Genomic DNA, 14,331 nt, shown 5'->3' on the forward strand with positions numbered 1-14,331 from the left:
TAAAAGTTACAGGGTTTTGTTGTTTATAATAGACTTTTTGTTAGCTAAATTTTCTCTTTAATTAAGTATATATATACAGGAAAGTGATCAGAATACCCGCCAGTATAACCCCCGTTAGAAAAGCTGCGTAAAGGATAACCTTTGTATTGACCGTTTGCTTGCATCATAAAACGCTTGTTAAAAATCATAGCTCTAAACATTTTATATGTAGAATAGTCTTTCTTTCCTGTATCTACTAAAGATGATGATATCAAAATTTGATCAAATAAACTTATATTATCTCTATAAGCACCAGTATTTAATCCTCTTTTAAACATTTCTTCATAAGGGTTGTAAAGATCTCCTTCTTTTAAATTTTTCTTTTTTTCTTTAGTTTTTAAAACCTTTTTTAAACTAGATTCAATAGGGTCATCATTAAAATCTCCCATCGTTAAAATTTTTGCATCAGCATCTTTTTCTCTTATTTGAGCTATTATTTTTGTGTTTTCATATGCTGCTTTTTCTCTAAGAGGAATACTGCTAGTACCACCCCTTTTAGAAGGCCAGTGGTTTACAATTATATGAATCAATTCATTATCTAAATAACCAGAAACTAAGAGTTGATCTCTTGTGTATACTTTTCTATTGTTCCTATAAATATTAGGATTAATAGCTTCATGATGAATAGGTTTAAAATACCTTTCTTGGTATAATAAAGCAACATCTATACCTCTTTTATCTGGAGAATCATAATGTATAATTCCATAACGTTTCTGAACTAAATGTTTAGAGGCTATTAAATCTTCTAAAACACTGAGGTTTTCTACTTCGGCTACACCAATAATTGCTGGACTAGTTTTTGCCTTATCTAAACCAATTTTCGAAATTACACTGGCTAGTTTGTCAATCTTATCCCAGTATACTTTAGACCTATTAGATTTCAACTCCATAATAGGGCTTGCTTCGTCGTTTTTTGTAACATCATTAATGGTGTCAAACAAATTTTCAAGATTGTAAAAAGCAACGGTTCTTATATTGTATTGCTTGCCTTTTTTTTGGCTGAAAGAACATAGAGAAGCCATTAAAAACACAAAAAGTAAAGTAGGATTTTTTTTCATAGAATTTTAATTTGAAAACAAATTTATAAAACAATATAGATGTCAGAATAATATAATTTCTATTTCATATTAAAAATTATTAAATTTGAAACAGGTTTCTATGAAACTTAAAAAAAAAAATTGCAAATCAACATACATGAAAAAAAATTTCATTGCAGTGTTTCTAACGCTGTTTTCTGTCTATGGAATGTTATCACAGTACAGAGTAAGAGGAATTGTTGTAGATGCAGATTCTGAAAAACCTTTAGTAGATGTTTTAGTATCTGTCATCAATACAACTATAAAATTAAAGACCAATGCAGATGGAAGTTTTAGTATCAAAAATTTATCTAATGGTAGTTATATTTTGCAAATTTCTGCAAAGACATATGAAACCCAAAACTTTCCTGTAGAAATTAATGGAAACACAATAGATTTAGGGCAAATACCTTTATATCATGATATTGCAGAAGATCAAGATTTGAGTTTAATTACCATTACAGATGACGAATTAAATGATGATGCAAGTGCTGCTGATAATATTTCGGGTTTATTACAAGCTACTAGAGATGTTTTTTTAAGAACCGCTGCTTTTGAGTTTAGCGCTTCCTTTTTCAGGATAAAAGGGTTAGATTCTGGTAATGGTAAAGTACTAATAAATGGTGTAGAAATGAATAAGCTTTTAGATGGAAGAGCACAATGGAGTAATTGGGGAGGATTGAATGATGTGCTAAGAAATCAAGAATTTAGCAATGGATTAGCACCCTCTAGTTTTACATTTGGTGGTGTTTTAGGTTCTACAAATATGAACACTAGAGCATCAGAACAAAGAGCAGGAACTAGGGTTTCTTACGCTTCATCAAATAGAAGTTATGTACATAGAGTTATGGCAACGCATTCTACAGGTATTTTAAATGGTGGTTGGGCGTTCGTATTCTCTGGAAGTAGAAGATCAGGTCTAGAAGGGTTTAATGAAGGAACAACCTATAATGCATATTCTTTATTTGCTGCTGTAGATAAAAAATGGAATGATACTCACAGTCTAAATTTTACAGGAATTTTTGCACCTAACAGAAGAGGTAAATCATCACCAAACACACAAGAAGTATTCGACTTAAAGGGGATACGCTACAATGATTATTGGGGGTATCTAAACGGAAAAAGAATAAATTCTAGAATAAAAGAAGTTATAGAACCCATTTTAATGCTTAATCATTACTGGAATTTTTCAGAAAATACAACCTTACAAAACAACATCTCATATCAATTTGGTCAAATAGGCAATAGTCGTATAGATTTTAACGGAGGGGCAAACCCAAGCCCTTCATATTATCAAACCCTACCAAGTTTCTTTTTACAAAATAACGATTTTGAAAGTGCTTTTAAAGCAAGAGAAACGTTTATTAATGAAGGTCAGTTAGATTGGAATCGCTTTTTTGACGCCAATATAACCAATAGAAATGCAGGAGTAAGCGACGCTTTTGTGTTGTATGAAGATAGAAATGACGATAAACAATTTACCTTTAATAGTATTTTAAATTCGGTTCTCACAGATAACATCACTTTAAATGCTAAAATAGAATATAGACAATTGCGTTCTAGCGCTTTTGCAGAGGTGATAGATGTATTAGGCGGAAATGGTTATTTAGATATAAATCCTTTTGCAGATACAGAGATAAAAAAACAGAACAATCTTTTAAACCCTAACAGAGTGGTTGGGGTTGGAGACAAATTTAGATACAATTATACATTAGATTCTGATATTGCTAATGCCTTTGTACAGACTCAATTTAAATATAAAAAGGTTGATTTTTATACGGCTTTAAGTCTATCTCAAACAAGTCATCAAAGAGAAGGTTTGTATCAAAATGGACGATTTGAAAATAATTCTTTAGGGCGTTCAGAAAAATTAAACTTTACTAATTACGGTATAAAAGGGGGTATAACATATAAAATTACAGGACGTCATATTATAGATGCAAATGTGGGCTACTTAACTAATGCCCCTACAATTAGAAATTCTTTTTCAAATGTTAGAGAAAACAACAATACTGTAGAAAATATAGAGAGTGAAAAAATTTTCACCTCAGATATTAGCTACATTTTAAGAAGTCCAATAGTCATTTCTAGAATTACAGGATATTATACAAACATACAAGATGCAACAGAAATTTCTTTCTTTTTTGCTGATGGAATAGGTGGTGATAATACAGCATTTGTACAAGAAGTACTTTCTGGTATAGCCAAAAGACATATGGGTTTAGAGGTGGGTATAGAAGCTCAAATTACACCAACAATTACCTTAAAAGCAGCTGCTTCTATAGGGCAGTTTACCTATGCAAATAACCCTGATTTATACTTAACTTCTGATGTGGCTAATGTTGGAGGTTTTGATAGCGATTTTAGATCAAAAGATTATGTATCGCTTCTTAAAAACCTTAGAATAGCTTCAGGACCACAACAAGCTTTCTCAGTTGGTTTTGAATATAGAGATCCAGATTATTGGTGGATAGGAGCAACAACAAACTTTTTTGCAGATACTTTTGTAGATGTAGCGCCATTAAATAGGTCTGCAAACTTTTATGAAGACACAGACGGACTTCCATTTACAGATTACGATCCAGTTTTAGCCAGAGTATTGTTACAACAAGAACGTTTTAAAGACTATATGGTTGTAAATCTGGTAGGAGGTAAATCATGGAAGATAGGAGATAAATTTGTAAGCATTTTTGCTACAGTTAATAACTTATTAAATAAAGAATATAGATCTGGTGGTTTTGAGCAAGGTAGAAATGCCAATTTTAGACAATTAAGAAACGATAAAGCCTTAGATAACCCAATATTTGGAAATAGGTATTGGTATGGTAGAGGTACAACATACTTTTTAAATGTAAACTTCAGATTTTAAAAAATAAAGAATTATGAAAATAAATAAATTACTCATCATTTTATTAGCTTTAGGGGTTTTTATTTCTCTAAAATCTTGTGTAGAGGATGCTGATTTTGAAATACCTCAAGATTTAAATACTACAGAAAATCAAGAGGTAGTTAAAATTGAAGCAGAAATTAACAACCCTAATGGGGTATTAGACTCTATATCTGTAAGCGGACTTAAAAAGGTTTTTGTTCCAGGAGCAGCAACAGAAATTACATCTGATTTAGTTTTAATTGGTTATGTATCTTCTTCAGACAGAACAGGTAATTTTTTTAGAGAAATTTTTATTCAAGATCGTTTTGAAGCAGCGGAATCAGGAATAAAAGTTGTTTTGAATTTAAATGATACTTACAATAAATTTAATTTAGGTAGAAAAATTTATATTAAATTAAAAGGATTATTTATAGGAGAAGTAAGATCTGGTGATGGTGTAATAACTATTGGTAGAGATAATGGAAATACAGTTGATGATATCATATTGTCTGATATAGACGATTTTATTTTTAGGTCTGTAGAAACGCAAACCTTAGTGCCTAAAAAAATTGAAATTTCAGATATAAATGATGCCAGAATAGGAACGTATATACAAATAGAAAACGCGCAATTTCTTAAAAGTTTAATAGGAGAAAATTTTACAGATAGTGATGAGCGTTTTGATACTCGAAGAACCATACAAAGTTGCACAACAGCAGGCAGTATATCTATAGAAACTAGTTCTTTTTCTAGTTTTAAATCCTCTCCTTTACCTACAAAAAGTTTTACTATAAATGCGGTAGTGTCTAAAACGTTTAATGGTATCGATATCATATTGGTTTTAAACGATAAAAATGAGATTAGGGAAACAGGAGAAAGATGTGATCCTGAAGTTTTAGAGTGTACAGGAACGGTTTCAGACAGCAGCGTTATTTTTGAAGAAAATTTTAACAATATTACAAATGAAAGACAACTTGATAATATGGGATGGACCAACATAAATGTATCTGGTGGTTCAGAACGATATGAAAGAAATGCATTTAGTGGAAATTCTTATCTAAAAATTTCTGCTTTTGGTACTAACGAATCACCGCTAAATGCTTGGTTGGTTTCGCCTGCTATAAATTTAGATAATTCTACTGACGAAGAGCTTTCATTTCAAATTTTTTCAAATTTTGAAACAGGAAAAGCCTTAGAGGTTTTTGTAACCGAAAATTATACTGGAGATCCTACAACTACCAATTGGATACTTACAGATGCTAATGTACCTGTTGGAGATGGTGGTTTTGGAGATTTTGTTCAATCTAAAATAAATATATCTTGTTTAAATGGAAACATACATGTAGCATTTAAATATTTTGGTGCAGATGGAGGAGTAGAAACAAGATATCATATAGATGATATTAAAGTTACAGGAAATTAAATTGTAAAAATTATAATCATAAAAAAACACTCTATTATAAAATACAGTGGTTTTTTATTTTAAAAAGAAATGTAGACTAAGGTATGTAGATTTTATTTTTTATAGCATACATAACCAAACCAACTCTGTTTTTTACATTTAACTTTGTAAATAAAACGTCTCTATAACCATCAATAGTTTTAGGGCTTAAAAACATTTCATCTGCAATTTCTTTATAGGTCATTTCAGAACAAGCATATTTCATAAATGTTAGTTCTCTTTCCTTTAAAGTAACAGTCTCTTCAGATTTTCCAGAAAGCGATTCTAACAAAAGGGTTGTCACTTTTTTTGTATGAAAAAAACCATTTTCTACAGTTTCTAAAAGGCCTTTTTCTAGCACATCTTTATCAGTATCTTTTAAGAGATACCCTATAGCACCAGCTTTTAACATTCTTAAAACAGTTGCATTGTCATCTTCTACAGATAGTGCCATGACATGAACAGAATTATAGTGCTTTGTAATCCACTCTGTAGCTTCAATTCCGTTTAATATAGGCATATTAATGTCCATCAACACAATATCTGGAATATTTTTAGGAGAAGAAGTAAATTTATTAATAAGCTCTTGTCCGTTTTTACAAGTGTATAAAACTTTAAACTTATCAAAAGTATTTACCATAGTTGCAATTGCTTGCGAAAGTAATGTGTGGTCGTCTACAATTACTGCCGAATATTTTGTCATAAGTTGTAACTAATATGAAGTGTTGTGCCTTTGTTTTTTTCTGATAAAAATGTAGCCTCAGCATTAATCAATTTAGCTCTATTTTTAATGTTTTGTAAACCTATGCCTTGAATTTTATTTTGGTTTATTTCAAAACCGATTCCGTTATCACAAGCAGAAATTAAAATGTTTTTTTCTGTGAAATCTAGAATTACTTTTAATTCTGATGCTTTTGAATGTTTTATAGTATTCGAAAAAAACTCTTGTAAAATTCTAAAAATTATAATACTATGTTTTTTATTAATTTTTTGTTCTGTACCTTTGATAATTAACGAAGATGCTATAAAGTTTAGGCGATTAAAACGATCAATTTCTAACTGAATAGCCTCTTTTAAATTGATATTTTTTATAGCCTCAGGGTTTATCAATTTAGATAAAGCTCTTATTTCTGTCAAACTTTTAGAAATAGTGTCAGAAACTTCATGTATATTTTTATCAGTTACGCTTTGAAGCTGAATTTTAGCAAGCGTTAACAACTGGCCAATGTTATCATGAAGTTCCCAGCTTATATTTCTTAGAGTTTCTTCACGTATTTCTATTTGAGTCTCTGCAATCTCTCTTTCAAAACGTTTTTTACTTTCTTCTCTTTCTATCAAAAGTTTATTTTTTCTTTTTTGAAAAATAGAAAATAAAAATATAACTAAAAGAATTGCCAAGACAATTATTAAAGTAGTGGTAATTAAAATTATTTTACTTCTTTCCAGCTCCATATAAATCCTATAATAAAGCAAATATGCATAAAAATAGTGAGTCCATTCATAATCAAAAACAAATCGATTACTTCTGGCATCTCTTTCATGTAATTTATAATGGCTGTAAATGGCATACCTCCAATGTAGTAGATTAATAAGCCTATAGTAAACCAAAAAGTAACATCTTTCTTATAATTAATTACTTTGTCAGATAGTAGAAATTCTCTTAAATATATAACACAAATACAGCCAACTAAAGCAGATCCTAAAAGGGCTGAAATAGCGTTGTAAATTAAATAGATATTTTTGAAACCATAATAAAATATAGATAGAACATATGTAAAATTAAAAAGAATCAAACTTAATTTAATAATTTGTAAAGAAGATTTTCTGCTTACAATTTGAATAAAAAATAAGAATAAAAAATTGAATTCTAGAAATATTAAACAATTGTAAAGTATTAAAGTAGTTCCACCATTTTTAAGAATGATACCTGCAGCATAATCAATTAAGACTATAGCTAATAAATAACAGAAAAAATAGAACACCCCATTTTTATTACGATTTTTCAAGTAATATAATAAACAAATAAAAACAGAAAGAAAAGTTAAGACATTTAGTAGTATTTGCATTAATGTATTCCTTATAGAGGTGGACTCATATGATTTTTATTACCCGCAGAACTTTCTAAATCAAAGTCACTAGACTTTAGCATTTGTCTTTTTAGCATAGTTGGGTTTTTGTAAGAATCGTAACCCCAATTATAATTAAAATCTAACAGTAATTCTCTTAACGATTTAGGATTACCTACAGAGGAGTGTAGTGGGTCAAAACTAACTCTATCTTCTCCGTTAATAGTAGTTGCCGGCATATAAAAAAACGTTTGATAGTTTTGTAATTTTGAATCACTATAATTAGCAGGGTAAGCACTCATTATAAAATTAATACCTGTAATATCAATTTCTTTTTCTCTAGATAATTTTTCTACATACGCAATGTAATTTTTAAGCTGCTCTAGAGGAATATTAATAATTCTAGCATCTTCTTTAGTATTATTTGCATCTAAAAATCTTTTTTTAGTGGTATCATACTGTCTTAACATAGAAGATATTTCTTTATACGTTAGCAAATTAGTAGGTTTAGATACCTTTTTTTCTGATGTAATACAAGAGGATAATGTAGATAAGCTTAATAACATTAAAAAAGTTATTTTATTTATTTTTTTCATGATAGTGGTTAATTAAATTTTCAACAATTTACAATTTAATATATTATTTAAAGCATACGTTATTTATATTATTTATTTAATGCTCTCAATATTAGTATTTTATTTTTTTCTAATTTTAGAAAATAGGAGAGTACACCTTAAATGAAAAGGTGTTTTTCCTGTATAAATAAGAAGTATTTAACGGGTGTTTTTTTTAATCTAATGTGTGAGATTTGCATTGTATAAACGTACTACTATAATTTAATTTTAAGGGGGAATTGCTAACCAAACACCTTGCAGATTTTCGGTAAGGTGTTTTTATTTTTAAAAAGAAATCCAAAAAAATAGTTCTGTTGAAAAAGTACTTGCCTAATAAATAATTTTAAAATTAGTTTTTAAAGAAAATATTTATCAAAAAACATAAAATGATTTTTACTTTTACACTATGAAAAAAATAGAGCATATTGGAATAGCGGTAAAAGATTTGGAAACATCAAATCATTTATTCGCTTCAATTTTTGGAAAAGAACATTACAAGATAGAAGAAGTTATTTCTGAAGGAGTTAAAACTTCCTTCTTTAAATCTGGACCAAATAAAATAGAACTTTTGCAAGCAACTAAACCAGGAAGTGCCATTGCAAAATTTATCGAAAAAAAAGGCGAGGGTATACATCATATTGCATTTGCTGTAGATGATATAAAAGCAGAAATAAAACGATTAAAAAAGGAAGGGTTTACCGTTTTAAATACAATACCTAAAAAGGGAGCAGACAATAAATTAGTCGCTTTTTTACATCCAAAATCTACCAACGGTGTTTTAATAGAGTTGTGTCAAGAAGTCAGTTAGTTAAAATACTATTAACAGGTAGTGTCAACTAAATCCTAATTATTATCTTGCGTTCATAATAAAACAACTAAATTAATGTCTTCAAAATTTGATTCTTATCAGAAAAGACGCTTGCGATCATCTTACTTTTCAGTAGTAGTAAGTATTGCTTTAGTGTTATTTATGGTAGGGGTTTTAGGTTTAATTTTATTAAAATCAACTAGGGTTGCCAATACTGTAAAAGAAAAGGTTGCCATGACATTGTTTTTAAAAGACGAAGTTACAAACGAAAAAATTTTCAAATTTAAAGAGACCTTAAAAAAAGAATCTTACGCAAAAAAAGTATTGTATATAAGCAAAGAAAATGCAGCAAAACAATACAGTAAAGAAATTGGCGAAGATTTTTTAAAATTTTTAGGAGAAAATCCACTAAAAAACGGTATCGATATTTATTTAAAAGCAGATTTTGTTACTCCAGAAAAAATGCATGAGTTAGAAACTAGGTTTTTAAAAAATGCTTTTGTTGCAGATGTTTCTTACGATAAACCTTTGATTAATCTTTTAACAAAAAATATAAAAAGAATAAGTTTTTGGATATTAGTTGTGAGTGGCTTTTTTGCGTTAATAGCTATTGTTCTAATTAACAGTTCTATACGATTGTCTATTTATTCTAAAAGATTTAATATAAAAACAATGCAAATGGTTGGTGCAACCAAAAGTTTTATAAGAAAGCCATTTATTTGGCAAGGTATTAAACTAGGAATAATAGGTGCTTTTGTCGCACTTGTAGGCCTGAGTATTGTTGTTTTTTATATAGATAAGTACGTACCTTCTTTAGAGATTTTAAAAGATTACAGCGCTTTAGCCTTTTTAGGGTTAGGTGTTTTGTTGTCTTCTTTTATAGTTACTTGGGTAAGTACTTTTTTTGCAACACAACGCTTTTTAAATTTACAAACAGATCAACTTTATTATTAATACAATGAGTGAAGAAAAAATAGAAAAACCAGAATTTTTATTTGGTAAAAAAAATTACCTTTTTATGATTATTGGTTTAGTTGTTATTACTTTAGGATTTATTTTAATGTCTGGAGGAGGTAGTGATAATCCTCAAGTCTTTAATGAAGAAATATACAATTGGCAGAGAATCCGTTTAGCACCCACATTAGTAATAGTTGGGTTAGGAATAGAAATTTACGCCATTCTTTTAAATCCTAAAAAATAATATGGATATTATAGAAGCAATTATATTAGGTATAATTCAAGGGCTAACAGAATTTTTACCAGTTTCTTCAAGTGGTCACTTAGAATTGGCCAAAGTCATTTTAGGAGATACTTCAGTACCAGAAGAAAGCTTAACGTTTACTGTAGTATTGCATTTTGCTACGGCCTTAAGTACGCTTGTTATTTTTAGAAAAGAAGTTTTTGAAATAATAAAGGGATTATTGCAATTTAAGTGGAATGAAGAATTTAAGTTTTCTGTAAAAATTATTTTATCTATGATTCCTGCAGTTGCAGTAGGTCTTTTGTTTGAAGAAGAGTTAGAGTCTTTTTTTGGAGGAAAAATACTGGTAGTAGGGGCAATGTTGTTAGTTACTGCGGTACTTTTGTTATTGGCAGATAAAGCAAAAAATACAAATAAAAACGTTTCTTTTAGCAACTCAGTAATCATAGGGATTTCTCAAGCCATTGCCATGTTGCCAGGAATCTCTCGTTCAGGAGCAACAATTTCAACTTCAGTATTGTTAGGAGTAGATAGAACTAAAGCGGCACGTTTTTCTTTTTTAATGGTAGTTCCATTAATTTTTGGAAAAATAGGAAAAGATGTTTTAAGTGGCGATTTAAATTTTCAATCTTCAGAAACTTTACCTATAGCTATTGGCTTTATTGCAGCATTTCTATCAGGTTTATTGGCTTGTAAATGGATGATTGCTTTGGTTAAAAAAAGTAAACTTTCCTATTTCTCTCTATATTGCGCCATAGTTGGTGTTATTGCTATTGGATATGCAATAATGTATTAATTTCTGTAAAACATTACAGTACATGACAGGAGAAGACTTTAAATCTGGACAAGTTTTATTAATTGACAAACCTCTACATTGGACTTCCTTTCAAGCCGTAAATAAGTTACGTTGGCATATAAAACAACGCTTTAATATAAAAAAAATTAAAGTAGGTCATGCAGGTACTTTAGACCCTTTAGCTACAGGTTTATTAATAATTTGCACAGGTAAACAAACCAAAGAAATTAATACCTATCAAGGGCAGATAAAAGAGTATACAGGAACTTTTACGCTAGGTGCCACAACACCTAGTTACGACTTAGAAACACAAATCAATGCAACCTTTGCAACAGATCACATTTCAGAAGACCTACTTATCAAAACCACCAAGGATTTTTTAGGAGATATTCAGCAAAAACCACCTATATTTTCAGCAATTAAAAAAGATGGAAAACGGTTATACGAGTTAGCTCGAAAAGGTGAAACTACAGAAATACAATCAAGAACTGTTAGCATTTTAGAGTTTGAAATAACTCGCGTAAATTTACCCAATGTAGAATTTAGAGTGGTATGTAGCAAAGGCACATATATTCGTTCTTTGGCAAACGATTTTGGTGCAGCTATAAACTCTGGAGCTCACCTATCTGCATTGAGAAGAACTAAAATAGGAGATTTTTCAGTCAACAATGCGCAAACAATAGAAGATTTTATTACAGAACTATCAGTAGTAGATTCTTAAAAATTTTATTTTACTGCCAAAAAATCAGTTTTTTAGAAATGGTATGGTTTTCGTAATTTACAAATTGAATTAAAAAAATCATAACCATGAAAACTTTTTTAAAAATATTATTAACAGCCTTGGCTGTTGTTGTCTTAGCAAATATCTTACCAGGTATTTCTGTAGCGGGTTATTTTTCAGCAATTATTGTAGCTGTAGTCATTGCACTATTAAATATGTTTATTCGTCCACTTTTAATATTTTTTACATTACCCGCTACTATTGTAACTTTAGGGTTGTTTCTCTTCGTTATCAACGCATGTATTATTTTATTAGCAGATAAATTGATAGATGGTTTTGCAGTATCAGGTTTTTGGGCAGCACTGTTTTTCAGTATTTTACTGTCAATTTTTAGGGCTGCATTATTCTCTCTAATCAAGGAAGAAAAAAAATCATTAAAATAACTGAAATAGAACTGTTTAAAGAGTTGTTAAATCAATTTAATTGATTAATTTTGCACTCGATTTTTTTAAGAACAAGAGAACAAAGAAATGAATATTACAAAAGAAAACATAGATGCGTTAAACGCAGTTGTAAAAGTTGATATTGTTGCAGATGATTACCAAGAAAAGGTAACAAAAGTATTAACAGATTATCGTAAAAAAGCAGATATACCTGGTTTTAGAAAAGGGCATGTGCCAATGGGTATGGTAAAAAAACAATACGGAAAATCTGTAATGATAGATGAAGTAAATAAGCTTTTACAAGACTCTTTAAATAAATTTATCACAGAAGAAAAACTAGATATTTTAGGAAATCCTTTACCTAGAGTTCAAGACGATTTTAACTGGGATGCAGACACATTTTCTTTTGAGTTCGAATTAGGATTAGCTCCAGAATTTGATGTAGATTTAAAAGGAAAAAATAAAGTAATACAGTACAACATAGTTGCTACAGATGATTTACTTGATGAAGAGGTAAAGAATCTACAAACGCGTTACGGTAAGGTATCTTCTTTAGATGAAGCTACAGTAGAGGCTAATGTAACTGGGACTTTTGTAAATGAAGAGCATGAGATAAACAAAAAAACTACGTTTTTAGTTAAAGACTTAAAAGGAAAGAAAAACGAAAAGAAAGTTGTTGGTGCCAAAGTTGGAGACGTTATTGAGTTAGATACTAAAAAGTTGTTTGAAGACGATAATAAATTACAATACATTTTAGGTGTATCTCAAGACGTTGCTAAAGATTTAAATACTACTGTTACATTAACTATAGAAGAAATTACCAAAACAGAACCTGCAGATTTAGACAAAGAATTGTTTGATAAATTATTTACAGACGGAAGTGTTTCTACGGCTACAGAATTAAGAGAAAAAATTAAAGAAGACGCAGAAAAGCAATTTCAACAGCAAGCAGACCAACAATTATTAAACGCAGTAACAGAGCACTTAATAGAAAATACAAAGTTTGATTTACCAGCATCATTTTTACAAAAATGGCTACAAACAGCTGGTGAAAAAGAATTGACTACAGAAGAGGCCTTAGCAGAATATGAAAAGTCAGAAAAAGGACTGCGTTATCAGTTAATTGAAGGTAAGATTATGAAAGATAATGACATCAAGCTAGAATATCAAGAATTGGTAGATTATGCAAAAGGATTTATCAGAACGCAAATGGCACAATTTGGTAACATGAATCCAGAGGAAAAAGAATTGGATGACATTGCTGGTAGAATCTTACAAAACCAAGAAGAAGCTCAAAAATTACAATCTCAATTAATTAGTCAAAAATTAATGACTTTCTTTAAAGAGAATATGAAATTTAAAACTAAAGAGGTTTCTTACGAAGACTTTATTAAAGAAGTTTACAAATAAATAGATATAAATTTTATCATTGTTCTAAAACCAATATTATTATTTTGAACAAAGTTAGAAATCTAAAAAAACCTGAATTGATAGATTCAGGTTTTTTTAGCGACTAACACTAACAAAATAGTAACAAAATAGTTCTTATCTTTACATTATTAAACTTAAAACAGAATCACGAAAATGGATTACGGAAAAGAGTTCGAAAAATACGCAACAAAACATCACGGTATAAACAGTACATATTACAATAAAATAACAAGTAGTTTAACGCCTTACATCATGGAAGAACGTCAGATGAACATCACACAAATGGATGTTTTCTCTCGTTTAATGATGGATAGAATTATATTTTTAGGTACAGGTATTAATGATCAAGTAGCCAATATTATTCAAGCACAATTGTTATTTTTAGAAAGTGTAGATGCCAACAAAGACATTTCAATTTATATAAATTCCCCAGGAGGAGGAGTGTACGCAGGTTTAGGTATTTATGATACCATGCAGTTTATAAAGCCAGACGTAGCTACAATTTGTACAGGAATGGCAGCTTCTATGGGGGCAGTGTTAATGTGTGCAGGAGAAAAAGGAAAACGTTCTGCATTACCACATTCTAGAATTATGATTCACCAACCTTTAGGTGGGGCTCAAGGTCAAGCTTCAGATATAGAAATTACAGCAAGAGAAATCTTAAAGTTAAAAGACGAGTTGTATCAAATTATTGCAAATCATTCTGGTCAAACTGTAGAAAAAGTACACAACGATTCAGATAGAGATTATTGGATGAAAGCAGATGAAGCGAAAGCTTACGGAATGATTGATGAAGTTTTAGCAAGAAAATAAAATAGTATTTAGT

Annotated in this window: 15 protein-coding genes; 10 read left to right on the forward strand and 5 right to left on the reverse strand. The window is 29.6% G+C overall.

The annotated features are described in order from the left end of the window. Positions 1-44: 44 nt before the first annotated feature. Positions 45-1,097 carry an endonuclease/exonuclease/phosphatase family protein gene (locus DUT90_RS03320; protein WP_114425357.1) on the reverse strand — a complete coding sequence of 351 codons (1,053 nt, stop codon included), beginning with the start codon at positions 1,095-1,097 and terminating at the stop codon, positions 45-47. 136 nt (positions 1,098-1,233) lie between these two features. Here DUT90_RS03320 and DUT90_RS03325 point away from each other — a divergent pair, with 136 nt between their 5' ends. Together DUT90_RS03325 and DUT90_RS03330 are read left to right on the forward strand one after the other, a co-directional pair. Then, entirely contained in the window at positions 1,234-3,984 is a 2,751-nt protein-coding gene (locus tag DUT90_RS03325; RefSeq protein ID WP_114425638.1) for a TonB-dependent receptor, read from the forward strand. Positions 3,985-3,997: 13 nt separating this feature from the next. Next, positions 3,998-5,407, forward strand: a complete 1,410-nt coding sequence (locus DUT90_RS03330) for a DUF5689 domain-containing protein (protein ID WP_114425360.1) — start codon at positions 3,998-4,000, stop codon at positions 5,405-5,407. Positions 5,408-5,483: 76 nt separating this feature from the next. Here the strand turns inward: DUT90_RS03330 and DUT90_RS03335 are convergent, their stop codons facing one another. From DUT90_RS03335 to DUT90_RS03350, 4 genes are all read right to left on the reverse strand, one after another. Then, positions 5,484-6,128, reverse strand: a complete 645-nt coding sequence (locus DUT90_RS03335; protein WP_114425362.1) for a response regulator transcription factor — start codon at positions 6,126-6,128, stop codon at positions 5,484-5,486. Continuing rightward, positions 6,125-6,763 carry an ATP-binding protein gene (locus DUT90_RS03340; RefSeq protein WP_309477129.1) on the reverse strand — a complete coding sequence of 213 codons (639 nt, stop codon included), beginning with the start codon at positions 6,761-6,763 and terminating at the stop codon, positions 6,125-6,127. Before DUT90_RS03340 ends, DUT90_RS03335 begins: the two co-directional genes overlap by 4 nt. 89 nt (positions 6,764-6,852) lie before the next feature. Next, on the reverse strand, positions 6,853-7,431 hold the full coding sequence (locus tag DUT90_RS03345; protein ID WP_114425365.1) for a hypothetical protein: 579 nt from the start codon (positions 7,429-7,431) through the stop codon (positions 6,853-6,855). A 71-nt stretch (positions 7,432-7,502) separates the two neighbouring features. After that, a complete protein-coding gene (locus DUT90_RS03350) occupies positions 7,503-8,087 on the reverse strand; it encodes a hypothetical protein (protein WP_114425366.1) in 585 nt (194 codons plus the stop codon). Between the two features lie 424 nt (positions 8,088-8,511). Here DUT90_RS03350 and mce point away from each other — a divergent pair, with 424 nt between their 5' ends. The 8 genes from mce to clpP all read left to right on the forward strand — a co-directional run bounded on the left by mce (position 8,512) and on the right by clpP (position 14,318). After that, positions 8,512-8,913, forward strand: coding sequence for a methylmalonyl-CoA epimerase (mce, locus tag DUT90_RS03355; RefSeq protein WP_114425368.1), 402 nt, complete (start codon positions 8,512-8,514; stop codon positions 8,911-8,913). A 75-nt stretch (positions 8,914-8,988) separates the two neighbouring features. After that, complete coding sequence (locus tag DUT90_RS03360; protein WP_114425369.1) at positions 8,989-9,867, forward strand: ABC transporter permease; 879 nt, start codon at positions 8,989-8,991, stop codon at positions 9,865-9,867. 4 nt (positions 9,868-9,871) lie between these two features. After that, a complete protein-coding gene (locus tag DUT90_RS03365) occupies positions 9,872-10,114 on the forward strand; it encodes a DUF3098 domain-containing protein (protein ID WP_114425371.1) in 243 nt (80 codons plus the stop codon). A 1-nt stretch (position 10,115) separates the two neighbouring features. Then, positions 10,116-10,910 (forward strand): undecaprenyl-diphosphate phosphatase, encoded by a 795-nt coding sequence (locus DUT90_RS03370; RefSeq protein WP_114425373.1) that lies wholly within the window; start codon positions 10,116-10,118, stop codon positions 10,908-10,910. A 22-nt stretch (positions 10,911-10,932) separates the two neighbouring features. Then, the gene (gene truB / locus DUT90_RS03375; RefSeq protein WP_114425375.1) at positions 10,933-11,631 is read left to right on the forward strand and encodes a tRNA pseudouridine(55) synthase TruB; all 699 of its coding nucleotides are present in this window, start codon (positions 10,933-10,935) and stop codon (positions 11,629-11,631) included. Between the two features lie 86 nt (positions 11,632-11,717). Continuing rightward, positions 11,718-12,074: a phage holin family protein gene (locus DUT90_RS03380; protein ID WP_114425377.1), complete on the forward strand. Its 357-nt coding sequence runs from the start codon at positions 11,718-11,720 to the stop codon at positions 12,072-12,074. 87 nt (positions 12,075-12,161) lie between these two features. Next, positions 12,162-13,484: a trigger factor gene (tig, locus tag DUT90_RS03385; RefSeq protein ID WP_114425379.1), complete on the forward strand. Its 1,323-nt coding sequence runs from the start codon at positions 12,162-12,164 to the stop codon at positions 13,482-13,484. 174 nt (positions 13,485-13,658) lie between these two features. Continuing rightward, complete coding sequence (clpP, locus tag DUT90_RS03390) at positions 13,659-14,318, forward strand: ATP-dependent Clp endopeptidase proteolytic subunit ClpP (RefSeq protein WP_114425381.1); 660 nt, start codon at positions 13,659-13,661, stop codon at positions 14,316-14,318. Positions 14,319-14,331 lie beyond the last annotated feature (13 nt).

Origin of the sequence: Polaribacter sp. WD7 (genome assembly GCF_003335085.1) — a bacterium.
In the GTDB taxonomy this organism is placed as follows: Bacteria; Bacteroidota; Bacteroidia; order Flavobacteriales; family Flavobacteriaceae; genus Polaribacter.